This is a genomic window from Salmonella sp. HY31 (genome assembly GCF_042604575.1).
Classification (GTDB): Bacteria; Pseudomonadota; Gammaproteobacteria; order Enterobacterales; family Enterobacteriaceae; genus Salmonella; species Salmonella diarizonae.
Window position 1 is genome coordinate 771,685 of sequence record NZ_CP170479.1, and the last position, 22,854, is coordinate 794,538.

The 22,854-nt window shown below is 43.6% G+C and carries 14 protein-coding genes and 1 tRNA gene; 7 read left to right on the forward strand and 8 right to left on the reverse strand.

What is annotated here, in order from left to right:
• Positions 1-35: 35 nt before the first annotated feature.
• The 3 genes from idnT to idnD form a co-directional block, all read right to left on the reverse strand.
• Positions 36-1,355, reverse strand: coding sequence for a gnt-II system L-idonate transporter (gene idnT, locus ACE15A_RS03610; protein WP_053507703.1), 1,320 nt, complete (start codon positions 1,353-1,355; stop codon positions 36-38).
• A 61-nt stretch (positions 1,356-1,416) separates the two neighbouring features.
• Positions 1,417-2,181, reverse strand: coding sequence for a gluconate 5-dehydrogenase (idnO, locus tag ACE15A_RS03615; protein ID WP_000998688.1), 765 nt, complete (start codon positions 2,179-2,181; stop codon positions 1,417-1,419).
• A gap of 24 nt (positions 2,182-2,205) precedes the next feature.
• On the reverse strand, positions 2,206-3,237 hold the full coding sequence (idnD, locus tag ACE15A_RS03620) for an L-idonate 5-dehydrogenase (RefSeq protein ID WP_053507656.1): 1,032 nt from the start codon (positions 3,235-3,237) through the stop codon (positions 2,206-2,208).
• Positions 3,238-3,453: 216 nt separating this feature from the next.
• Here idnD and idnK point away from each other — a divergent pair, with 216 nt between their 5' ends.
• The gene (idnK, locus tag ACE15A_RS03625) at positions 3,454-3,984 is read left to right on the forward strand and encodes a gluconokinase (RefSeq protein WP_023248600.1); all 531 of its coding nucleotides are present in this window, start codon (positions 3,454-3,456) and stop codon (positions 3,982-3,984) included.
• A 27-nt stretch (positions 3,985-4,011) separates the two neighbouring features.
• Here idnK and ACE15A_RS03630 read toward each other — a convergent pair whose 3' ends face one another.
• Complete coding sequence (locus tag ACE15A_RS03630; protein ID WP_023180041.1) at positions 4,012-5,031, reverse strand: NAD(P)-dependent alcohol dehydrogenase; 1,020 nt, start codon at positions 5,029-5,031, stop codon at positions 4,012-4,014.
• A gap of 222 nt (positions 5,032-5,253) precedes the next feature.
• Here ACE15A_RS03630 and ACE15A_RS03635 point away from each other — a divergent pair.
• The 4 genes from ACE15A_RS03635 to ACE15A_RS03650 all read left to right on the forward strand — a co-directional run bounded on the left by ACE15A_RS03635 (position 5,254) and on the right by ACE15A_RS03650 (position 10,150).
• A tRNA-Leu gene (locus ACE15A_RS03635) sits at positions 5,254-5,338 on the forward strand.
• Between the two features lie 220 nt (positions 5,339-5,558).
• The gene (locus tag ACE15A_RS03640; RefSeq protein WP_023218529.1) at positions 5,559-5,846 is read left to right on the forward strand and encodes an Arm DNA-binding domain-containing protein; all 288 of its coding nucleotides are present in this window, start codon (positions 5,559-5,561) and stop codon (positions 5,844-5,846) included.
• Positions 5,847-6,194: 348 nt separating this feature from the next.
• Positions 6,195-9,710 (forward strand): AAA domain-containing protein, encoded by a 3,516-nt coding sequence (locus ACE15A_RS03645; RefSeq protein WP_053507655.1) that lies wholly within the window; start codon positions 6,195-6,197, stop codon positions 9,708-9,710.
• Positions 9,711-9,847: 137 nt separating this feature from the next.
• Positions 9,848-10,150: a hypothetical protein gene (locus ACE15A_RS03650; RefSeq protein WP_053507654.1), complete on the forward strand. Its 303-nt coding sequence runs from the start codon at positions 9,848-9,850 to the stop codon at positions 10,148-10,150.
• 47 nt (positions 10,151-10,197) lie between these two features.
• On the opposite strand, the gene ACE15A_RS03655 is transcribed toward ACE15A_RS03650, so the two are convergent.
• The 3 genes from ACE15A_RS03655 to ACE15A_RS03665 are packed head-to-tail and all read right to left on the reverse strand — an operon-like array spanning position 10,198 to position 19,618.
• Positions 10,198-13,575 (reverse strand): DEAD/DEAH box helicase family protein, encoded by a 3,378-nt coding sequence (locus tag ACE15A_RS03655; protein WP_053507653.1) that lies wholly within the window; start codon positions 13,573-13,575, stop codon positions 10,198-10,200.
• 2 nt (positions 13,576-13,577) lie between these two features.
• Positions 13,578-16,706, reverse strand: coding sequence for a site-specific DNA-methyltransferase (locus ACE15A_RS03660; protein WP_129382361.1), 3,129 nt, complete (start codon positions 16,704-16,706; stop codon positions 13,578-13,580).
• A gap of 20 nt (positions 16,707-16,726) precedes the next feature.
• Positions 16,727-19,618 (reverse strand): SNF2-related protein, encoded by a 2,892-nt coding sequence (locus ACE15A_RS03665; protein WP_053507652.1) that lies wholly within the window; start codon positions 19,616-19,618, stop codon positions 16,727-16,729.
• A gap of 166 nt (positions 19,619-19,784) precedes the next feature.
• Between ACE15A_RS03665 and ACE15A_RS03670 the strand changes: the two genes are divergently transcribed.
• Together ACE15A_RS03670 and ACE15A_RS03675 are read left to right on the forward strand one after the other, a co-directional pair.
• Positions 19,785-20,378, forward strand: a complete 594-nt coding sequence (locus ACE15A_RS03670) for a hypothetical protein (protein WP_226302609.1) — start codon at positions 19,785-19,787, stop codon at positions 20,376-20,378.
• A gap of 396 nt (positions 20,379-20,774) precedes the next feature.
• Positions 20,775-21,650, forward strand: a complete 876-nt coding sequence (locus ACE15A_RS03675; protein ID WP_053507651.1) for a phosphorothioated DNA-binding restriction endonuclease — start codon at positions 20,775-20,777, stop codon at positions 21,648-21,650.
• Positions 21,651-22,128: 478 nt separating this feature from the next.
• Here ACE15A_RS03675 and ACE15A_RS03680 read toward each other — a convergent pair whose 3' ends face one another.
• Entirely contained in the window at positions 22,129-22,845 is a 717-nt protein-coding gene (locus ACE15A_RS03680; protein WP_000532939.1) for a YebC/PmpR family DNA-binding transcriptional regulator, read from the reverse strand.
• Between the last annotated feature and the right edge of the window lie 9 nt (positions 22,846-22,854).

A 22,854-nucleotide genomic window follows, 5' to 3' on the forward strand; every position in this document is an offset into this window, starting at 1 on the left:
TCGCCCCCATGGTTAATTGGACTGCGGATGATGAATTAATGCAGAACCGCATTCAGCGCCAGTACGCCCAGCAGCCCCATGACAGAGATCAATGTTTCCATGACGGTCCAGGTGCGTAGGGTTTCCCCGACGCTAAGATTAAAATACCCTTTAAACAGCCAAAAACCGGGATCGTTAACATGTGATGCAATAACGCTTCCCGCGCCTGTCGCCAGTACCATTAACGCCGGATCGGCGTGGGTTACGTTAATAATTGGCAATACGACGCCGGCGGTGGTAATCGCGGCCACGGTCGCGGAACCTAACGCAATACGAAGCACGGCGGCTACCGTCCAGCACATTAATAAAGGAGATAGCGATGTGCCGGTCATTAATTGCGAGATATATTGGCCCACGCCGCTATCCACCAGCACTTGTTTAAACGCGCCGCCGCCTGCGATGATAAAAACAATCATCGCGATAGCGCCAATGGACTCGCCGACGATATCCATCACCTGCTCAACCGTACGCCCATTGCGTCGGCCCAGCGTAAAAATGGCGATGATAATGGCAATAAACAACGCTACTGCCGGATTACCGATAAATTCGAAGAAAACCCGAACGGCATTCGTTTTTGGTAGCGTGATTTCACATACCGCTGCGATGGCCATCAGAATGACCGGGATCACGGCGGCAAAAATACTGTTCCAGAATGACGGCATCTCTTCTTCACTGAATAGATGAGGATTAAATAATCCTTCAGGCGGCGCTTTCTCAAAGCGCGCCAGCAATTTTGAAAACAGAGGGCCGGCAACAATCACGGTCGGTATGGTAATAATTAACCCATACAGCAGGGTCGTACCGAGATTTGCCTCAAAAATTGTCGCAATGGCGGTAGGGCCGGGATGCGGCGGCAGGAAGCAGTGCGTAACGGATAAGGCGGCGACCATTGGAACCCCGACATACAGCAATGGCAGTCCCGATGAGGCCACAATCGTAAAAACGAGCGGCAACAGCAGTACGAATCCGACTTCAAAAAACATTGCCAGGCCGACGATAAGCCCGGTTATCACCAGCGCCCATTGCACGCGTTTTTTGCCGAACGTATTAATGAGCGTCGTCGCAATGCGCTGCGCGGCGCCAGTATCGGAAATTAATCTTCCCAGCATCGCGCCAAAACCGAGGATCATGGCTAGTCCGCCCAGAGTACTGCCAATTCCGTTTTGTATGGAGTGCAGGACATCTTGTGCGCCCATCCCTTCGGCAAATCCCACAACGGCGGCAACCAGAACAAGGGCGATAAAGCCGTTAACTTTAAAGCCAATCATTAAGACCAACAGCAGCGCAACGCCTGCCGCAATAATTATTAATGGCATATTCGTCTCTCTTATCAGCGCCAAAATAGCAGCGCTTACGCGCTGCGTCGTATTTCCCTGGTCAGACGGCAACCAGCATACCGCCATCGACAAACAGCAGATGTCCGTTAACAAAGTCGGAGGCTTTAGAGGAGAGAAACACCGCTGCGCCAATAAGCTCCTGGGGATCGCCCCAGCGTGCGGCAGGCGTACGTTTGCATAGCCAGGAGGTGAAGGCTTCATCTTCAACCAGCGCTTTGGTCATCTCCGTTTTGAAGTATCCCGGCGCAATACCGTTGACCTGGATATTATGACGCGCCAGCTCCACGCACATGCCGCGGGTCAGCATCTTCACGGCCCCCTTCGATGCGGCGTATGGCGTAATAGTGTCGCGGCCCAGCTCGCTTTGCATCGAACAGATGTTGATCACTTTGCCTGCCTGCCGCGCCACCATACGGCGAGTAACGGCCTGAGAGACGAGAAAAACCGCGGTCTGATTTACGGCGATGACGTCATTCCACTCCTGCTCGGGAAACTCGGTAAACGGATGACGGCGCTGGATACCGGCGTTATTTATCAGGACGTCAATGACGCCAATATCTTTTTCGATATGTTCAACCGCAGCTTCAATATCCTGTTTATGGGTGACATTAAAGGGGGCGGCGATAGCTTTTATCCCTTCCTGCTGAAGTTTCGTCACGGCTGTTTCGGCGCGTTCTGGGGTAATATCGTTAACAATAATGCGCGCGCCATAGCGACCAAGACCGGTCGCCAGCAAATAACCAATTCCCTGAGCGGCTCCGGTGATAAGGATATTTTTACCTGCCAGTGAAAAAAGATCGTTCATGATAGTGTCCCTTATTTTACTTTCTCAGAAAACGAGCTGAACTTTTGCCGCCTGTGTTTTGTCTCCGGCAAAGATCAGCGCCGGTTCCAGGTCGGTAAATGGATATTCCGCGCTCAGTAACGGCAGCGGATCGATAACGCGGTTGGCAAGCCAGGAAACCGCAGTATTAAATTCGCTAGTAAAGCGGAAAGAGCCTTTCAGGGAGATCTCTTTGCTTATTAACATCATCATCGGGAAGTTGGGTACTGCGCCTCCCATGCCAACCTGCACCATCACGCCTTTTGCCCGTGTGACTTCCAGACACGTTGAGATTGAGGAAGGATGCCCGGAGACTTCAAAACTGATATCGAAATACCCTTTTTCTGCTTTCCAGCCATCGAGAGAATCATGCTGTGGATTCACCAGCGTATCCGCGCCCATCTGCCGGGCCAGCGAGAGAGAGCGGGCGCTGATATCGGCACATACCACTTCCGCCGCACCCAGCGTTTTTACTGCGCTAACAATCAGGCAGCCGATAGGGCCAACGCCGGAGATAAAGACGCGTTTGCCCTGCAAATCGCCCGCCTCATGAGCCGCATGAATGGCAACTGCCAGCGGTTCGGCAAAGGCCATGGCTTTTTCGTCCGCCTGTTCCGGCCAGGGAATACACTGAGCGGTATCGACAGCTTTAAATCGGGTAAAACCGCCATCAACATGCGGAAAATACATGGCGCTGCCAAAGAAGCGCATTTCAGTACAGTGGTTTTCTTCGTGTTGCAGACAGTATTTGCAATGACCGCAAGGCTTCGATGGATTAATCGCTACCGATTGCCCTTCACGTAATAAATCTGAGTCGCTATAAACGATTTTGCCAATCACTTCATGACCTAAAATCATTGGCGCTTTTACTGTAAAATTGCCGACTTTTCCTTCCTGATAATAATGTAAGTCAGACCCACAAATTCCACCACGGGTAATTTGTACGAGTGTTCCTTTATTATTCCATTCAATATTTTGTTCCGTAACGGCAACAGCACGCTTACCCGCAACAACGCAGGATTGAGTTTTTACTTCCATAAATTCCTCACTGGTCAGGTAGTTACCCTGAACGCATTTAAGCGGTTTTATTTGTCACTATTTGTGACTCATGTCACGCTGGAAAATTGTTACACTACAATGTTACGCATAACGTGATGTGCCTTAGAGTTCTTATCTATGCAAATTAAAAAATGTGAAATTGTCGAACATAGAGGCGTAATATCGTGTTGTGGAATATGACTCAGAGGTATTTAAATGGCCGGGGAAAGCTATATTTTAATGGGCGTTTCGGGTAGTGGTAAGTCTTTAATAGGCAGCAAAATTGCAACATTATTTTCTGCGAAGTTTATTGACGGCGATGATCTCCATCCGGCGAAAAACATTGACAAAATGTCTCAGGGAATACCGTTAACTGATGAAGACCGCTTACCCTGGCTGGAACGATTAAATGACGCTTCATACAGTCTTTATAAAAAAAATGAGACAGGATTTATTGTCTGCTCGTCATTAAAAAAACAGTACCGCGATATTTTACGTAAGAGTAGCCCTAACGTACATTTCCTGTGGCTGGACGGCGATTACGCCACCATTCTGCAGCGAATGCAGCGTCGTGCCGGGCATTTTATGCCGCCAGACCTGCTGCAAAGTCAGTTTGACGCGCTGGAGCGGCCGTGTGTCGATGAACATGATATTGCGCGTATCGATGTTAATCATGACATCGAGCACGTGACGGAGCAGTGCCGACAGGCTGTACAGGCTTTTCGTCAGGCAGTCAGCGCTTCCTGATGATTGTCAAAGCGCTGAGCCAGGCGGTCAGAAGTCAGCTTTTAGCACTACCCGATAGCGGGCTTTGCCATCGCGAACGTGCTGGATAGCCTCGTTGATTTGTGACATCGCGAACAGTTCCGTGGTGGGCGCGACTTTGCTGCGTCCGGCGAATTTCATCAGCTTGCGAAGTTCATATGGTGTTCCGGTTGCCGAACCTGAGATACTGCGATCTCCGGCAATCAATGTAAACGCCGGTACGGGCAGCGGCTTCAATACGGCCCCAACGGTATGGAAGTTGCCGCCATAAGTCAGCGCTTCGAAGTAGGGCTGCCAGTCGAGATCGACGTTGACCGTGTTAATGATGAGATCGAACTGGCCCGCCAGTGCTTTTAATGCTTCCGGATCGCGGCTGTTCACCACGTTATTGGCCCCCATCGCCAGCACTTCCTGTTCTTTCGATGGATTTGAGCTGAACGCGGTGACTTCGCAGCCCATCGCGTGCAGCAGCTTGATTGCGATATGCCCAAGCCCGCCAATACCGATGACGCCAACGCGGCTGGTAGCAGTAATATGGTGCATCAATAGCGGTTTAAAGACCGTAATGCCGCCACATAACAGCGGGCCTGCGGACGCCATATCCATATTCTCCGGAAGTGGAATTACCCACTGCCAGCCCGCGCGAAGCTTCTCGGCAAAACCGCCACGATTGAGGATAGTGGGCACTGCGCCTTCCAGGCAGTTAATTTGATTGCCGCTGATACAGGCATCGCAGTGTCCGCAGCTGTGCGCTGTCCAGCCGATTCCAACGCGCTGGCCGACTTTTAGTCCCTTATCCTGTGCCGCGCTGCCGAGTGCGGCCACCCGACCGATGACCTCATGTCCGGCAACCAGAGGGTATTGAGAGAACCCCCATTCATTGTCGATCATCGACAGATCGGAATGGCAGATCCCGCAATAGTCGACCCGTACCTCGACATCTTCCGGTTGGAGTTCTCCGGCGTCATATTCATAGAGTTCGAGCTCGCCGCCCGCCTCTTTTGCGGCATAGCTTTTTATTATCGTCATTGTGCTTCCCTTAATGTGGTGTTGAACTGAAAAGTGTAGAGCATGGAGGCAAGGGACGCCCGGCGTTAATCTGCTGGAGAAGGCGGGAAGTAGCCTGATTATTCTATTTAATCCTCAACGCTGCTGAAATTTTCAGCACTTAGCGATACAGGTGTATGCTCGTGCTTGCATGGCGGCGTATGACAGGTATAATCCACAACGTTTTCCGCATACCTCTTCAGTGCCGAAGTGGCGAAATCGGTAGACGCAGTTGATTCAAAATCAACCGTAGAAATACGTGCCGGTTCGAGTCCGGCCTTCGGCACCAAGTGATGCAATAATTAGCTACCTAATGGTGTCTTTTTTTGTGTCCATTTCCGTCCAGGTTCGTCAATATCTGTCTGTAATTCAAAGATAATTTATTTTTCTGAAATAACCATATTTATTTTGTGGTATTTCCGTGTTGGTCATTTTTCATCCATTGACATCCACGCGATTTGGGGGCCTAAAAGGGGGCAAACCCGGTTCGATAGAGGAGTGACCCCCAAATGGCGCTTACAGATCTCGCAATCCGGCATGCCAGGCCGCTTAGCAAGGCATACAGGCTCTCTGACTGTCACGGTCTTTACATTCAGGTGAACCCCAGCGGATCCAAGCTGTGGTATCTGAAATTTCGCTTTGGAAACAAAGAGAACTGTATGGCATTAGGCCCTTATCCGCTCATTTCTCTTGTACTGGCAAGGGAGAAGCAAGCGGATATAAGAAGGCTTATTTTAGAAGGCATTAATCCGGCGGAAAAACGCAGAGAGGACAAGCGGGGTGGCGAGCCTCTTTAATACGTTTGAGCCCGTAGCGCGCGAATGGGTTTCCAGCAACGTGAACTGGTCGACGGAACATTCGACAGCGCTATTTTCTGAACTTACAGGTTCCAATATTGCACTGAACGCTGTCCAGTCGGGTTCACGGGCTTCTGGAGCGTGCTGTGCAACCGCTGGTTCAATTATAACGCTTTTATGTGACATGCAGCATGATATGGTCGTTTTCTGAACTCCGTATAACCTGAGTATTTTTATCGAAGCGTGAACAAAACATTGCAGCCAGCCTTTCAACGTGGACAATAGTTATCCATACGGTGATTTTATATTCGATAAATCAATGGGTTTCATTGAAACATAGGACTGGTAATGGATGACAATGCTTTAGGGTTTGCCTCATACTGGCGCAATTCGCTGGCAGATGCTGAGTCAGGAAAGGGCAGTTTTGAACGCAAAGATGCCAAAAATTTCACTCACTGGCATGGGATAGCGGCGGGACGTCTTGACGAAACGATCGTCGGTAAATTTTTTGAGGGAGAAAAAGACGACGTCGAAACAGTCGATGTCATCTTGCGGCCAAAGGTTTATTTCCGGTTACTGCAGCGTGGAAAGGACCATTCCGCTGGTGCGCCTGATATTGTTACCCCGATAGTGACGCCAGCCCTGTTGAGCCGTGAAGGTTTTTTATATCCGACGCCAGCGACCTCCATTCCCAGAGACCTGCTTGAACCTTTGCCAAAAGGGGCATTTTCAATTGGTGAGATTGGGCAGTATGATAAATATAAAACGACACATACCTCATTCTCTATCAACTTTGATGACAGTGTTGATAGGACCGCCGAAACAGATGAAGAACGAGAAGCACGATATGCAGCCTGGCAGCAGGATTGGCGTCAATATCTGGATGATTCAGAGAAGCTACTGAAGAACGTTGTCGGCGACTGGATTAAAAATCCCGAGCAATATGAACTCGCTGAGCACGGTTATATTGTTAAAACGGCGCAATCTGGCGGTGCCAGTTTCCATATCCTTTCGCTTTATGATCACCTGCTTGTTTGCAAAAAGGATGTGCCGCTCTTCAATCGTTTCGCCTCGCGAGAGGTTTATGCTGCAGAGTCATTACTTCCTCCCGAAGCAAAATTCAGCGACAGGCTTGGACACTCCGGGGATAAGTTTCCGCTGGCAAAGGCTCAGCGCGATGCCTTAAGCCATTTTCTGGATGCGAGGCATGGCGATATCCTTGCCGTTAATGGTCCCCCGGGAACCGGAAAAACCACGCTGGTGCTTTCTATCATCGCCACGCAGTGGGCCCGAGCGGCTCTCGAAAAAGTAGAACCTCCGGTTATTATCTCGACTTCAACGAATAACCAGGCTGTAACCAATATTATCGAGGCGTTCGGGAAAGATTTTTCCCAGGGCACTGGTGCAATGGCCGGACGATGGTTGCCAGATCTGAAAAGCTTCGGCGCTTATTTCCCCTCAAGCACTCGTAAAGCCGAGGCAGCCAAAAAATATCAAACTGAAGATTTCTTCAACCAGGTTGAGTCAAAAGAGTATGTAGAGGATGCATTGCTGTTTTATCTGGAGAAAGCTAAGGCAGCCTTTCCTGAAAAAGAGTGTTCTTCCCCTGAAAAGGTCATTGAATTCCTGCATGGTCAGTTAGTAGCAAAATCCGAACAATTGGTAAGGCTGAACGCAGCATGGCAAGCGTTAAGCCAGGTTCGGGCAGCGCGAGAGCTTATTGCTAACGACATTGAGCAATATCTCGATAATTTAAATAAATTATTTTCCGGGCAAGAACAAAAAGTCACTCTACTGAAGAGTGCTAAAGCGGAATGGAAAAAATATCGCGCCAGTGAATCACTGATCTATTCATTATTTTCATGGCTACCTGCAGTTCGCAGTAAGCGGCAGTACCAAATACAACGGTTTCTCGAAGATAAATTAGGTGCGCTGATTGCGGGAAATCAGTGGTCTGATTCTGAAACCATCGAACATAATATCGATAGGTTACTTAATTCCGCCGAGCGCGAGCAAACAACCTACCGGCAGCAGATTGACTCCGCGCATGAAATCGTTCTTAAAGAACAGCAGGCGGCTCAGGAATGGCAGAGGCTGGCACTTGATTTAGGGCATGAGGGCGACGAGGAACTGAGCTTCTCACAGGCAGATGAACTGGCTGATACGCAAATCCGCTTCCCTGCATTCTTACTGGCGACCCACTACTGGGAAGGTCGTTGGTTGATGGATATGGCCAAGATCGATGATCTGCAGAAAGAAAAGGGCAAGAAAGGTGCTAAAGGGGTAACAGCTCGCTGGCAACGCCGAATGAAGCTTACCCCATGCGTGGTCATGACCTGCTATATGTTGCCCGGCAATATGCAGATAAGTGAACACAAAGGACAACGTAAATTCGAGAGAAGCTATTTATATGATTTTGCCGATTTACTCATTGTCGATGAAGCCGGGCAGGTGCTTCCTGAAGTGGCTGCTGCCTCGTTTGCCTTAGCTAAAAAGGCATTAGTGATTGGTGATACGGAACAGATCCCGCCAATATGGAGTATTACTCCCGCTATTGATATAGGTAACATGCTGGCGGAGAAAATTCTGTCAGGCAGTACGCAAGAAGAGATTACTGAGAAATATACGGCAATCGCAGAGCTTGGTAAAAGCGCCGCATCTGGCAGCGTCATGAAAATAGCGCAGTGTGCTTCACGCTATCAATATGATCCCGAACTGGCACGTGGCATGTACTTATATGAACACCGCCGGTGCTTCGATAATATTATTGGATACTGCAATACGCTTTGCTATCACGGTAAGTTGTTGCCTAAAAGAGGGGGTGAAGAGAGCAATTTAATGCCCGCAATGGGTTATCTCCATATTGATGGTAAAGGAGAGCTGGCAAGTAGCGGAAGCCGATATAATTTGCTGGAGGCTGAAACGATAGCGGCCTGGCTGACAGATAACCAGCAAAGTATTGAAGCGCATTATGGTAAATCGCTTCATGAAGTTGTCGGTATCGTGACGCCTTTTAGTGCGCAGGTATCGACCATCAAACAGGCGCTGGATAAACAAGGCATCAGCGCAGGCGCGAATGAAAAGTCGCTTACAGTAGGCACTGTGCATTCTCTTCAGGGGGCGGAAAGAGCGATTGTTATATTCTCGCCAGTCTATTCAAAGCATGAAGACGGCACGTTTATTGATAGCGATAACAGCATGCTGAACGTTGCTGTCTCCCGAGCTAAGGACAGTTTCCTGGTCTTCGGCGATATGGACCTGTTTGAGATCCAGCCAGCCTCATCTCCGCGGGGATTACTGGCAAAATATCTCTTTGAGTCAGAGAAGAATGCGCTCTCTTTTGATTATAAAGAGCGTAAGGATTTAAAAACTGCCGAGACCAAAATCTACACACTCCATGGTGTGGAGCAGCATGATAATTTCCTGAATCAGACGTTTGAAAATACCGGTAAACACATCACGATAGTTTCTCCATGGCTGACCTGGCAAAAGCTGGAGCAAACCGGTTTTCTTGATTCCATGATTGCGGCGTGTTCACGTGGTATTAACGTCACGGTAGTCACTGACAGAAGCTACAACACTGAACATAATGATTTTGAGAAGCGAAAAGAGAAGCAACAGAACCTTAAAGCGGCGCTGGAGAAACTTAATGCGCTGGGTATTGCGACAAAACTGGTCAATCGTGTTCATAGCAAAATTGTTATTGGTGATGATGGTTTGCTGTGCGTGGGATCATTCAACTGGTTTAGTGCGACACGTGAAGCGCGATATGAACGATACGATACATCGATGGTTTATTGCGGTGATAACCTGAAGGGTGAGATTGAGGCAATTTACAATAGCCTTGAGAGGCGTCAGGTTTAGGTAATTGTTTTTATTAAGCCATCTTTTTCGGATGGCTATTTTTACTGGTTATATTTGATGCAACATGTTTAATATTGAAAGGATATATTGAATTATGGTATATTCTGCAGATTGTTATTATAAACATGAGTATTATAATGAAATTACTAAACACTTACGAAGATAAAGATGAAGCAGAGGATGCATTAACTAAAATCTCGGGTGAGAAAAGGCTTGCTAGTGAAAGAGATAGTACGGAAACTATTTATAATCTTTTTGGTCAAGCAACGTGGAGTAATTTTTATAAATTAGAAATGTTCTCTCTCCCGGAGTTGCAAAAACTACTTGAGCTGCGAAAGGCTGGTCAGCCTATAGATCAATCCAGGTATGCTGAAATAATGAACACACTGAATCATGTATCACGAGCTTTCGATTTAGAAGTTCCTGCACATTGGTTGTGATGCTTGCCCCATATCTTAAATAAGAAATGGGGCAAGAAGAATGGTTGTTAAGCAACCATCTTTTTGAAAAGCTTCTCCAGATAAATAGAACCAGTATCCTCTAGAAAGAGTACGTTACGTTCTTCAATTTTATCTTTAGGTTCGGATACATTTATTAAATCAACGAAACGAGTTTCAGAAACAATAAACGCACTTAGACTTAATTTATCATCAGATAATTTCTTCTCAAGCTCTTTTATTTCCTTGTACAAGCCAAATTTAGCATCGTCAAGATTCAGATTTCTAATACCTTTTGGATCAATCAGGCTTAACCATTGCTTCCCACTTTCATCATCAACTAGCCACAATAAAAAGTCAGGATAGAAGTTACCCGCAGTAGCGAAACCTAAGCCTTTAGCTTTGGAATCAGCATTGCGCAACAAGTATAAGCTCTTATTGCCGATGGTTTTTTGACCTTTTGGTGTTTCAATAAATTCTTGTAAATCCTTAATGAAGGTAATTTCGCTCGGTGCATCAAAGGCGGTTGGACGCATTTTTAGCGGTAAATCAGCATTTTTCTCAATTGAAAGAAGAGGATAATATAGATGCTTGTCGAAGGTTACAGCAATCATGCCGGGAGCGTTCCAGGATTTAGCTTTACCAATATCACCTTGAGCGACGATTTGCTGCAATTGCTCAAGTCGCTTTGTATAATCCAGACCATCATCAGACTCTTCAATTTCAAAGTGATACATTTTGATCATGCATGGATCGTCTTCATTGACTTGAGTTATTTCATAGAATTGACCTTCATAAGCATTCTTTAATGCATTATAAAAGCGGTCGGTATAATCAGTCAGAAGGCGAAGCATAATATCTTCTTGCTTAGCAATATCGGAATACTGCTTAATTTCGAGCTCCGATGCCGGAATCGAAAGCGTGTACCAATTGTTTGCGATATTCGCCTTTCCAAGGCAAAAATCGATCAACCGTTGTTTATCCAGACGTAAATTTGACCATCCACGCTGTAGTTTATAGGCCTGAATAGCGAGATAAAGACGATCAAAATCAAACGCACTGATTACTTTATAATCTAATTTAGCCTCGTTTCTGACATTAACAGGTGTATTGTCACCCTTCCTGCTCGTATCAATCGACTCAAGTTTAGGATATAAATCGAGTTTGATGTGTGGATGCTTTATCTTGCCTTGCAGTTCAGCAGGAACCTCATAAAGCTCAGGAAAGTAAACACGCTTGAAGCCGTTTTTTTGATTATCCTTGTAGCCATCTTTGAGCTTAAGTGTTTTAAGCTTTGTATTAGGCATGTTTGGCCGAGTTTCAAAATTTAGCTCTAGGATCTCATCACTTGGCGTTATTCCTTCGTCTTCGAGATATTGTTTAAATGTTGCCATATAGTCAGCACGAACACCGAAAATATTCAGTGTCTCTAATTTCTCCAGATGCAGTCCTTTAGGACGTTCTCCTGGTGTGCTTCTTTTTAAAGAATAGTTGCGACCTTTCAGGCGTACCCCGCGACCAAAAAGCTGAATAATCTGTGAGCCTTCCCCACGCCCCATATTGAGTAGACCCATAGTTGATACGCGCCAACTGCTCCAGCCCTCAGTAAATTTTCGGGACCCAATTAAGATATGTAGTTGGGAATCTTTATCGTTCAACGTATGGAACAGAGACTTGGCAAAATCGTCTCTTTGATAATCGAACGTCGTATCTTCCTCGCACATTTTATAAAGAGAGGGTGAATCGCCAATATTGATCAAACCAAAAGGTTCTGCTTCACCGACCTGTAATGCAAGTTCACCTTTACTTCCGATCAAATTTAATACTCTTAACCGCTGACCTGAATGTGTGGTATTAAACAGGCGAGCAAGGATATCCAAATAGATATCTTCCGGTCCATTTATTAGAGCAGTGAAGCGTTTTTCAAAGATGTTACGATCTTTGGTATCCAGAATTCTGGCTTTATTTTCAACAAGATCCCGAATCCATGATTTTGCTTGTACTTCATTGTTTAAAAACCATGCTAAAAAACGCAGTACTGCGTGAATATCCGAGTCTTCACCACTAACAGTGTTGCCAACAAAGACCCATAATGGTTTTTCAATGTTGAATTCGCCTAACTTATCTTTATTCTTATTGAATAAATATTGTTGCTGGTAAAAACTGAGTAAACAAGCAGTGAAGTATTCGTAGCGACGCTCATCTTTTTTATCTTCATTGGGATTAAGGTTAAGAATCAGAGACTCTTTTCCATAGCCATCTTCATAGAAAAATTTATAGGAATAGTCGAATAGAATTGATTTACCATAAACTTCTCTTGTGGCCTGAATACGCGCATCACGTAATTCCTCTGAGGTCAGCTCTAATTTTTCTAACTGCTCAGCAGTCAGTTTTCCTAATGCAGTTGTCTCAAAGAGTAATTTTGCTTTTTTCTTTTTGATTTCGGCTTCGACAGCTTCAACATTATTTCCGCCAGATACTGCTTGTCCAAAAGTAGCCGAGTATTCGAATGCAAAACCGTCTCGTGTTAATTTGTCGCGACGACGCATCCAGGCACCAGCAGCAGTCCCTGTTCCTTTATGACCTTCATCAATTAGAACCAGATTGTTGCCTTCAAATGCCTCAACAGCAACGGTTTTATCACCCATGTCATCAGCAAGTTTATTGATATCAATAACTTCAACGGTACCTTTAAACGGAGCTGATTTGTTCTTATCAAACAACTGAATGTGGGAAAAGCCAGAATTATACAACTCATCCAAGTGTTGTTGTGAAAGACGTTCGTCTGGCGTAAGCAGGATGATTTTATCAGGATAATGATGAGTATTACCATTCTGATAGTAATGTAGGTACTGTAAAATATTTACATGTAATAACAATGTTTTACCGGAACCTGTAGCATTCCAGTATGCCAGTTTATTCAAATCATCCAGGATGTATGATTTAAACTGATTAGCTCTATCCTTTGCTGTTTCATTATTTTCAGCATTGTATATATTGAGTTCACTGTTAAGACCATCAAGTAATTCTTGTTTACGATTGAAGTACCAATCGAGATAGATCTCAGTAAACAAAAGAGACAGGTATTGAAAATATTTCATATTCAATACAGTATCTTCTTTAAGATTACGATGCTCTGTTATTTGTTGCCAGTGCTTAACAATATTAAGATCGTAGCGACGTAATTCATCGAGGTCGATGAGATCGACCTCGAATAAGTAGTTACTTAACTCATGGAAGAACAGGCTTTGGCCATCTTCATGAATACCTTCAAATCGGTCTTCACCTAAACGGATTTTCAAACCATGCAGTGTACCGTCTTTAAAAAAACGGAACATAAAGCGATTTAAAACCAGCTGCTTATGAAAACTTAATTTGCTGTTAGTCTGCTTTTTGACGGCTTTTCCGGTAGTGGGTTTCTTAGCCATTCTTAAACCTCCTCAGCAAACATTAAGTTTAGGAACTCAGGTTCGATCTGGCGAATTTTCAAACTACGGACGATTTCACTGTCTTCTTCATCAACTGTATATGCAGTTGGTAGGTTGTGATCGCCATTGATGTAAATAACATCAAACGTTTTTTCTTTTGCATATAAATCAAAACGGTTAGCATATTTATTTAATTCTTCATAGCCGATTTTATCACAGTCGCGCCACAGGATTAGCGTACGTTCACCTGTTGGTAGTGTTCCTTCTATTCGTACATAGCCCCGCTCAACGTTGGATTCAATAGATTTCACATGTAACCCAATAAGATAATTGAACGTTTCGATTAAATCGATGCATCGAGGTTCAGTTGCCCCTGCGGAATCCATAGCAATGTCCATTTTATATTTGAATGGATTCTGAAAGCTATCCGTGTTGATTAAAGAGTTTTTACTTTCCTCTTGTAACATATAATTTATCAAATAATTGTTTTTGACATTTGATGATGCATCTTCAAAAATATCTCGATTTTTATTTTTTAATGAAATGTTATTCAGAGCATCCTCGTAACTCTCGATTTTAATGGTTTTAATGATGCATGATTTATTGCGAATTTGGGTTGCCTTCCCATCTTTCCATTGAGAAGAGAATATACATTTCAACATTCTAGGCTTAGTTATAATATCAAAATAGTCACCTTGCTCAATAAGTATTGAACGTCTTGAACCATTATCATCATCATTCATTGCTATTACTGCATGACCTGTACTAGCAGAACCAGCAAAATAATCTAAAATGAGGCTTTCTTTATGTGCACCAGCAACTTTCAAGCTGTCAATTACTGCTTTAAATGATTTAGGAAATAAAAACAATCTATCTCGGGTAAACATGGACGATAGAAGATTAGTACCATGAGAACCAGCTGCATAAGCAGAATCATCCCACCACGTTCCTGGCAATTTGCCATCATCATTTATATAATTTCTACGATAAACCTCATAACGACCACGCACAATTTCGCATTTAAGATGTGCAATTTCCTTCTTGGCTCTATCAACTCCCCATTTCCAGACTCGCTCTGTGCCTGTTGAGTCAATAGGGAAAATTATATCATTTGAATGATACTGAGATAGATCATAATCCCACTCATCATTTTCATCATTCCAATACATTTCCGGTATAAATATTTTATTACCAGAGAGAACTATTGGGTAAAATTGTTTTGGTCTATCCTTTCTACTTGAGTCTGTGCCAGTTTTCCGAAAGTTTTCCCATAAATATTTTAGACCGTTTTCATCCGTTTCATTATAACGTTGATTTTGAGTGTCATTTCTTGGTAAACGTCCGACAGATTCTACAAGGTCCGTTTTTCTGTGGAAAATTGCATACTCATGATTAATAGAGAAACCTGATACCGTGGAACGACCTTGTGGATTATTTCGGATTGGTACAGTAGCTAAGTGGTTTTCGGCACCGAATATCTCATTGTTTATAAAAATACTGTTTTCAAGTTCGTAATCATCAATAGTAAAAACCTGAATCCCTCTTTCAGAGAGTAGTTGATAACCTTCAGATACTCTATTTTCAATTAAAGTATTCCAGGCGCTATGTTTGAAACCATTCTTATAAAGAATTTCTGAGGCATTAGTGTTGTAAGGAGGATCGATATAGATTGAGTCAATGCGATTTGCATATTTGTTTTTTATTAATCTTAAAGCCTGAAAATTATCACCATTAATTAAAATATGATCAATTTTGGCATCTAAATTCTCGATGGAATTAATAATTTTCTCTTTTAATCTATCATCAAATAATTCTGTGTCAACTGGTAGGCATTGAAGATGAGAGCAAGTATCATCTGTGATGAATCCTAATTCTTTCCATCTTTCAATTTGATTTTTATTTGATAAAGCCTCAGCTTTAAGTTCTTCACTTAAAATGTCTAATGTTACGGTATAATTAGATGAAACAATAAATTTCTTCTTGTTCCATAGCTTTTTCTGAAAATTTTCAATTTGTGCTAAAAACGCAATTAATTCAAGTGCAACTGAACGCAGGCACTGGATCATGCGCAGTTGTTTTTCGATATTTGAAAAGATTTCTGCATTTTGTAAATTATCAAGGTTCATGACTTCATTTTTAATATAAAAATCAAGTTCATTAGTCAAGAACCCCCCAAGATCTTTGTGTATAAAGTAGTCTGCGGTATTACGCTGAGTATAGGTAGTAAGATGACGTTCTAACTCCGTACGCATCGGATTCTTTTCTGTCGGTACTCGTTTAGCAAGGTCAACCCAATGCTGCTGGACATTATTGTCTGAAAGAATTTTTGAAATAGCTGACTGGACTAATATCTCTTGCTTGGTCCCTTTCTTCATCGCTTTGTATTCAAAATGAATAATTAATTCTTCTGTGTCAATGGATTTGCCATCAACAATCGATGAAGTTTTAATAACTTCGACTGGTTTATATTCTTGTTCGTATTCTTCACCTTCATCATCAAATTTAGTACGTACATGAGGCTCAATAAGAACAAAGCAGCGATCTAAATCATTATCTTTACGGTTATCTTTTGCCGTATCTGCTGCAAGTAATTTGAAGCTAACTTTTCGGCCATCGGCTAATTTAAACGAATAGTTGGCAAAATTTTCACCGCTTTTAATATAATACTGATCTTTATTTGCCCAATACAGCATGACTTCTTCACCTGCATATGGGATAGCGTAAGTATTTCCTTTATAACGACGCTTGCTAATGAAGTCACCATTGTCGTAATAACGTGAGAAAAAAGTAAGCAAGTGGGAGAAAACTGCATTTTCGTGCTCACTGGCTCCAGAGGTTATAGTAGACAATTTCTTTTGAATTTCTTGAACTTTTGGGCTTTCATCTGATTCAAAACCAGCATCTGTTGCCGCTTTGATTGCGAGATGTAACTGTTGTTCTAAGTCTGCTTTGTTAGCGTTTTCTGCATCAGCAAGTGCAGACTGAATTTTAATCTTCAGTTTATTCTCAAGATAATCATTAATTTCATCCGCGCGGGCATTCAAAATGCGGTAAATGCCGAAATCCAACTCTGGTCGATCAATCTGAAAAATTTCTTTAAGTTTCTTAACTAATTCGTTGTATTTACTCATTGTTTTCTCTTATAAATCAATTAAATAACTTTCCAGCGAATGGTAAACAATTCTGCGATCTCTGTTTTCTGCTTCATTCTCTCTTCAAGGGCACTGATCAACAGGTCTCGTTTGTCTGATATTTCATCTTCAATATCAAAAATCTCCATTCGCTGGCGCTTCTGTTGTCGCTCCAGTTGTTTTAGTCTTTCCTGGTTTTGTTTTTGTTCTTCAATGGATTGTGCCAGTCTTGCATCTCTCTTCAAAGACTTGATTTGCATTTTCGTATCGCGTAACGCTTCTTCCGCAGCATACATCACATCCTCTGCCCATTTTTCCAGCTTATCTCTTTCTAGTTCAAAGAGGGCATTGTTCTGCTCCATGACTTCAGCAAGTTGGGTATCGATTTGTCTCTTTTTGAGTAAGAGCAGGTCATCGGGCAATGTGTTCGCCTCTGCAGACATACTTTCTCTATCGCCTGTTGTTGCAGCAATCTGAAACAACCGCTTGCATGCTTCACCGTCTATTATTTGCCCGCGATCGGTCTTTGTCGTAAAGACTAAAAACTGCTGTGTGTTAAACGCATCTACAGTAAGCAAGTTCAGCGTCAACCAACCCGCCTGTCCTTTTAGTTGCTCAGCAACGGAAACTTTCGTTGCATGGTCACTGTAATTGAAGATGACTTCTGCCATCTCCGTATCTAGCTTTTTGGCGTTATCGATCACATACTCACCGAGAGGATGGTTGATGCGATACGCAAGACTATGATGTTCTTGCCTTTGTAACTCACTTTTTTGGTTAACACTTCTGCGTAGTAATTGATACTGCCCTACTGGTAACCCATTGACTGGCTCGCACAATGTGAAACGGTGATGCTCATGATCAAAATTGGCACAATGTTTAAGTTGGTAATGTGTCACCGCCCAAAACCAGCGGCCAACCTTATCTAAGCGCTCTTGTGTTTCATCAAGCCTGATCTTTAGCACATCGTGAATATCTTCATCAAAATGCTCGAGTAGCTGCTCTTGAGTCTTTTGCATCTTGAGGTTAATTTCGTCTTCAAGCTCTTTTCGCAGTTTATCAAAGGCGGCCTCAATCTCTTCAGGTGTCCGACATGACTCATAAATGGACTGAATTTTTTTTTCAAAGTCTACGCCGTTTTCAATGCTGCCCAAAACACTGTCTGATGCCCCAAACACACCATCGAAAAGATTGAATTTCTCAGTCAACAATTCCAGAACACGTTGATCTGCTTGATTTCTTTGGTTAAGGAAGTTAATAACCACCACATCAAACTCTTGCCCGTAACGATGGCAACGACCAATTCTTTGTTCAATGCGTTGAGGGTTCCATGGCAAATCGTAATTAATCAGCAACGAGCAGAATTGCAGGTTAACCCCTTCCGCTGCTGCTTCAGTAGCGATCATAATTTCAGCATGATCTTTGAAATGGTCGATCAATGCCGAACGTTTATCAATCTGCGCCGAACCTGTGATGCGAGAAGAACCACGATATTCTTCAAGCCATTGCTGATAAATTTGGTTTGTCTGCGGCGTGTTGTTGGTACCACTAAAAGTAACCACTCTACCCAGATAACCATGATTTTCTAAGAAGTGAGCAAGATATTGCTGAGTTCTCATCGATTCTGTAAAGATGATGACTTTTTTTGCTGCCCCCATTTCTGCAAGCTGTGCAAAACCTTGCTCCAGGCCAAGGAGTAACTCCTTTGTTTTAGTATCAACACCAATTTGTTCAGCTTTGAAGATGAGGGTCTCAAGTTCATTGATTTCAGCCTGAAGTAAAGCTAGATCGATTGTTTTGCGCTCTGTATCAGTGCTTAATATTTCGTCATCTTCAACGATGTCATCTTCAAGATCATCATCAACAATAATCTGCTGAATGATATCTAGCTCATCTTCAACGATGCCTTTCTGCTTTAGTTTCTCAAGACGAATCTTAAGTATCTGTAAGTTATTCAAAACTGCTTTCGTACTCGACGAAAGCAGTTTTCTGAGAATAAGCCCTGTCAGATGTCTGTGTCGCTTAGGCAGCGCGTAGCTATCCTCACGTTCCAGCAGATTTTGAACACGCTCATAGAGTTCATGCTCTTGTTCACTTGGATAGAATGGGATTGTGATGGCTTTACGTTCCGTATACTTGACGTACTCGAGTACATTCTTACGTAATGTTCGTTTGATAAAGTGCGACAGTCTCCCTTTCAGCTCCACCATATCACTGTCTGTCTGCATATATTGCTTTCTGAAAGCCTTAGGGGCGCCGAAAGTGTGCTCATCAATAAGTGTCGATATGCCGTACAGTTCCATTAGCGAATTCTGCAAAGGCGTTGCCGTCAATAACAATTTTTTCCGGCCATAAAGCGCGCGTTTTAATGCTTGTCCCATCTTGTTACTGTCGCGGTGTGCATTCCGGAGTTTATGAGCTTCGTCAATTACCACTAGATCCCACATTTCAGCTACCAGCTTCTCTTCTAACTTGGCTGCATAGTGGAAGGACATTATTGTTATCGATTTGTTATTTAGAGGGTTATAGACACCTTCTTTTTGCAGCTGGCTGAAAGTCTTTGCATCCAATACCTGTGAAGGTAAGTTGAATTTCTCAATTAGTTCACTTGCCCACTGCCGACGTAAAGATGCTGGGCAGATGATCAGTAGTTTTCGCTTCCTTTCTGCCCAGTATTGGCAAAGTACTAATCCCGCTTCGATGGTTTTACCCAAGCCGACTTCATCGGCAAGTACCACGCCTTTACTTAAAGGATTCTCTATAGCAAATAACGCAGCCTCAATTTGGTGAGGGTTGAGATCAACGCTGGCATCAAACAATGACTGAGAAAGACGATCCACGCCATTGTTTGAATGGAGGATAGAAAGCTCATGCGCAAAATATTTAGCATGGTAGGGAGTTGTACCAATCATCTAAGCTCGCCCTTGTTTCCTGAAGCTGAAATCAATATTTATGGTCCACTGCGTTAGCATGTCAATGTGTCCTCTGAACCGCTGAGTCTTAGATGCCCTCAGGTGAGCACCATGCGGATTAAGCGATGCCGATCTTATCATTTTAACCCTTACAGGCCGATATCTGATGCAAAAGTTGATACGTGATAACCCGGTCAGTATCTCCTTGCAATTGAAGTGGTTTTGCTTTTTCTTCAACGCTAAGATTGCCTTCAAGTTAAGTAATGCTGCACAAGCCTGCCGGGAAGACTATGTATCTGAGCAAACCGGTGAAAATAGAACATTAATGAGATTAAAAATGAATATCGCTGAGGACTTCAACCGGCTTTATGCCGACGTAGGGCGTAACATTGAGCAAACATTAGCTGATATTGCAGGGCTTCATGTTGAAAACGAAGATGGCAAAAAGCAGCTTAATGCGATGACGGCGCAACTACTGATTCTGCAGGATACTTTCAATCAGAAATTGGCTTATCTACAGCAACATGCCGAATGGGACAAGTTTACCCTTGCTTTTTTTGGCGAAACTAACGCTGGAAAAAGTACCATTATTGAGTCTTTGAGAATCTTGTTCGATGAAACCACCCGCCGACAGCTGCTACAAAATAATCAAAATGATCTGCATAAGGCGGAGCAAGAGTTGCGCGAAAACTTAACGCAGTTACGAAAGTGGACTGATTTTTGGCCCGTAACCGAAATCACGTGTGGTGTGGAGAGCTGATGAGGCAATTTAGGGTTAGGATAGGAATTGTCGATGAGTGATAATCACGCAACTTTGTGATCTTCCACTCAGTATTCAAATTTATGTCCCATTCTGGGGGCAAATCCCCAAAATAAATCCTAACAACCCATTATTTTTCAATTAATTAGACGAAAATGTGAGTCCGGCCTTCGCACCAGGAGCATATAAATGGACCTCAACTGAGGTCTTTTTTATGCCTAAAATCCAGAAGTTATCTACCTTTCTCGGTTGAGCGCTATGTTTTTTCCGTTGTTATCAGAATGCTAACTGCCAGTACAGAGCCGACAGACAAAAAGTATGTCTGCAATAATGTCTTGAATGTACATATAGTTGCGAGCATCATCGCAACTATGTGCTCATGGATTCTTCAACGTAATGACCTCTGACAAAACCCTAAAGCAAGCGATATCAAATATTACTATTTGGCGCAAAGGCGAACAGCGAGCGCCGCATAAGCCGTTATTGCTGTTATATGTCCTCTCGCACTATCGGCAGGGTCACGATCGTCTATTTGATTATGCTTCTGAAATTCATGAGCAATTGCTGGATTTGCTGGAGCGCTATGGGCCACAGCGCCGTGAGCAGCGCCCGGATATGCCGTTCTGGCGTCTGAAGGGCGATGGTTTCTGGGAATTGCAAAACGCGGAATTCTGCTCAACAAGTGGTAGCCGCCAGCCGCCCAAGCGCGAACTCATTGAATATAATGTCGCTGGTGGGTTTGATGTCGACAATTTCGCGCTGGTAACAAAAAAACGTAAGCTAATCGACGCGTTGGCGCAGCAGATCCTTGAGGCGCATTTTCCGACCAGTATTCAGGAAGACATCGCTGACGAGATGGGTTTTGGTATTCGCACCTCTCTCAGGCAACGCGATCCGAAGTTCCGCCAGGCGGTGCTACGAGCTTACAATTATCAATGTGCGGTCTGCGGCTTCAATATGCGCCACGACAACGCCCCTATAGCCCTTGAAGCAGCCCATATCAGATGGAAGCAGCATCATGGTCCTTGTGAAGTACCTAATGGCCTGGCGTTGTGCGCAATTCATCATAAAGCGTTCGATCGTGGTTCGATTGGTCTGGATGAAAATATGCGCGTGGTGGTTTCCGACGCGGTGAATGGTGGCGGGGTGGTACAGCGGCTGTTCTGGGATTTTGCGGGGAAAGAGATCGCGTTGCCGCAGATGAAAGAAAATTATCCGGGTGAACGGTTTGTGGAATGGCACAAGAGGGAGGTGTTCAGAGGAGGGCATTGATCTGGGGCTGTTATTTTGAGTATGGTATACGTTATCTGTTAAAAACAGAATCACATCAAAGGCATCAAAGTAATCGGCCACGGTTCTCGCACTATGGTCTGTAGCGCGCTGGTGGAGTCACACCTGTAGTCAAGCGACGCGAGAGCTTCAGATGAGCCATCATGAGCACAAGCAGAATTTATAAGGCGCGGCACCTTAAAGAGCACGGGAGATTGTAAGTAGCCCGATATTGCTGGCTTTTGCTTAGCTTGCTGACGGGATTCGTCGTATGAAGCATGAAAATTACCTCATGTTTTATATAAGGATTTGACACCATATCAAAACCGGTAACTCTCAGCCTTTTAAGGCTATGTGTCAGATCAGGTCGTGATAAGACACATAAATTTAAAAATTTATATATCTGGCCAGATAGACTTTTTTATAACAGCTTTATAAATTAAACAAATCTGCCATAGAGACAGATTTGTTTAATTTATAATTAGAGGTTTGCAACGTTATGATATACTTTTTGCACATCATCATCATCTTCAAGGGCATCAACAAGTCCTTCAAAGATTTCTAAATCTTCTGGTGAAAGTTCAACTTCTGATTGAGCAATCATTTCTAATTCTGTTGTTGAAAATTCAGTAATTCCAGCTGCTTTTAGCGCTGCGATTCCTTTGTGCAGGTCTGTAGCTTCAGTATAAATAACGATGTTTCCTTCTTCTTCGGTTACATCACGAACATCAACTTCAGCATCAAGCAAAATTTCAAAAATATGGTCAGGGTCTGTTCCTTTAAATACAATCACTCCAGTATTGTCAAACATATAGCTGACAGCACCTGCCGCTCCGATATTCCCGCCTTTTTTATTAAAAATTGTGCGGATATTAGCAATCGTACGGTTAACATTAGACGTCAACGTTTCAGCGATAACCATTGAACCATTTGGTCCAAAGCCTTCATAACGCCCTTGCACGAACGTTTCATCTCCGCCACCTTTGGCTTTATCAATAGCTTTATCAATAACATGTTTTGGAACCTGTGCCTGTTTCGCACGTTCAATAACGAATTTTAAAGCTGAGTTTGATTCCGGGTCTGGTTCACCTTGTTTAGCCGCAGCATAGATTTCTACACCAAATTTTGCATATACTTTAGACGTTGCACCGTCTTTAGCCGTTTTTTTAGCAACAATATTTGCCCATTTACGTCCCACTGGAAACAT

Excerpts from the sequence above, each read along its gene's own strand:
- idnO (WP_000998688.1), bottom strand. The coding sequence starts at position 2,181 with ATGAACGATCTTTTTTCACTGGCAGGTAAAAATATCCTTATCACCGGA.
- idnD (WP_053507656.1), bottom strand. The coding sequence starts at position 3,237 with ATGGAAGTAAAAACTCAATCCTGCGTTGTTGCGGGTAAGCGTGCTGTT.
- ACE15A_RS03665 (WP_053507652.1), bottom strand. The coding sequence starts at position 19,618 with ATGATTGGTACAACTCCCTACCATGCTAAATATTTTGCGCATGAGCTT.
- idnK (WP_023248600.1), top strand. The coding sequence starts at position 3,454 with ATGGCCGGGGAAAGCTATATTTTAATGGGCGTTTCGGGTAGTGGTAAG.
- ACE15A_RS03645 (WP_053507655.1), top strand. The coding sequence starts at position 6,195 with ATGGATGACAATGCTTTAGGGTTTGCCTCATACTGGCGCAATTCGCTG.
- ACE15A_RS03650 (WP_053507654.1), top strand. The coding sequence starts at position 9,848 with ATGAAATTACTAAACACTTACGAAGATAAAGATGAAGCAGAGGATGCA.
- ACE15A_RS03675 (WP_053507651.1), top strand. The coding sequence starts at position 20,775 with ATGACCTCTGACAAAACCCTAAAGCAAGCGATATCAAATATTACTATT.
- idnT (WP_053507703.1), bottom strand. The coding sequence starts at position 1,355 with ATGCCATTAATAATTATTGCGGCAGGCGTTGCGCTGCTGTTGGTCTTA.
- ACE15A_RS03660 (WP_129382361.1), bottom strand. The coding sequence starts at position 16,706 with ATGAGTAAATACAACGAATTAGTTAAGAAACTTAAAGAAATTTTTCAG.
- ACE15A_RS03670 (WP_226302609.1), top strand. The coding sequence starts at position 19,785 with ATGCAAAAGTTGATACGTGATAACCCGGTCAGTATCTCCTTGCAATTG.
- ACE15A_RS03630 (WP_023180041.1), bottom strand. The coding sequence starts at position 5,031 with ATGACGATAATAAAAAGCTATGCCGCAAAAGAGGCGGGCGGCGAGCTC.
- ACE15A_RS03640 (WP_023218529.1), top strand. The coding sequence starts at position 5,559 with ATGGCGCTTACAGATCTCGCAATCCGGCATGCCAGGCCGCTTAGCAAG.
- ACE15A_RS03655 (WP_053507653.1), bottom strand. The coding sequence starts at position 13,575 with ATGGCTAAGAAACCCACTACCGGAAAAGCCGTCAAAAAGCAGACTAAC.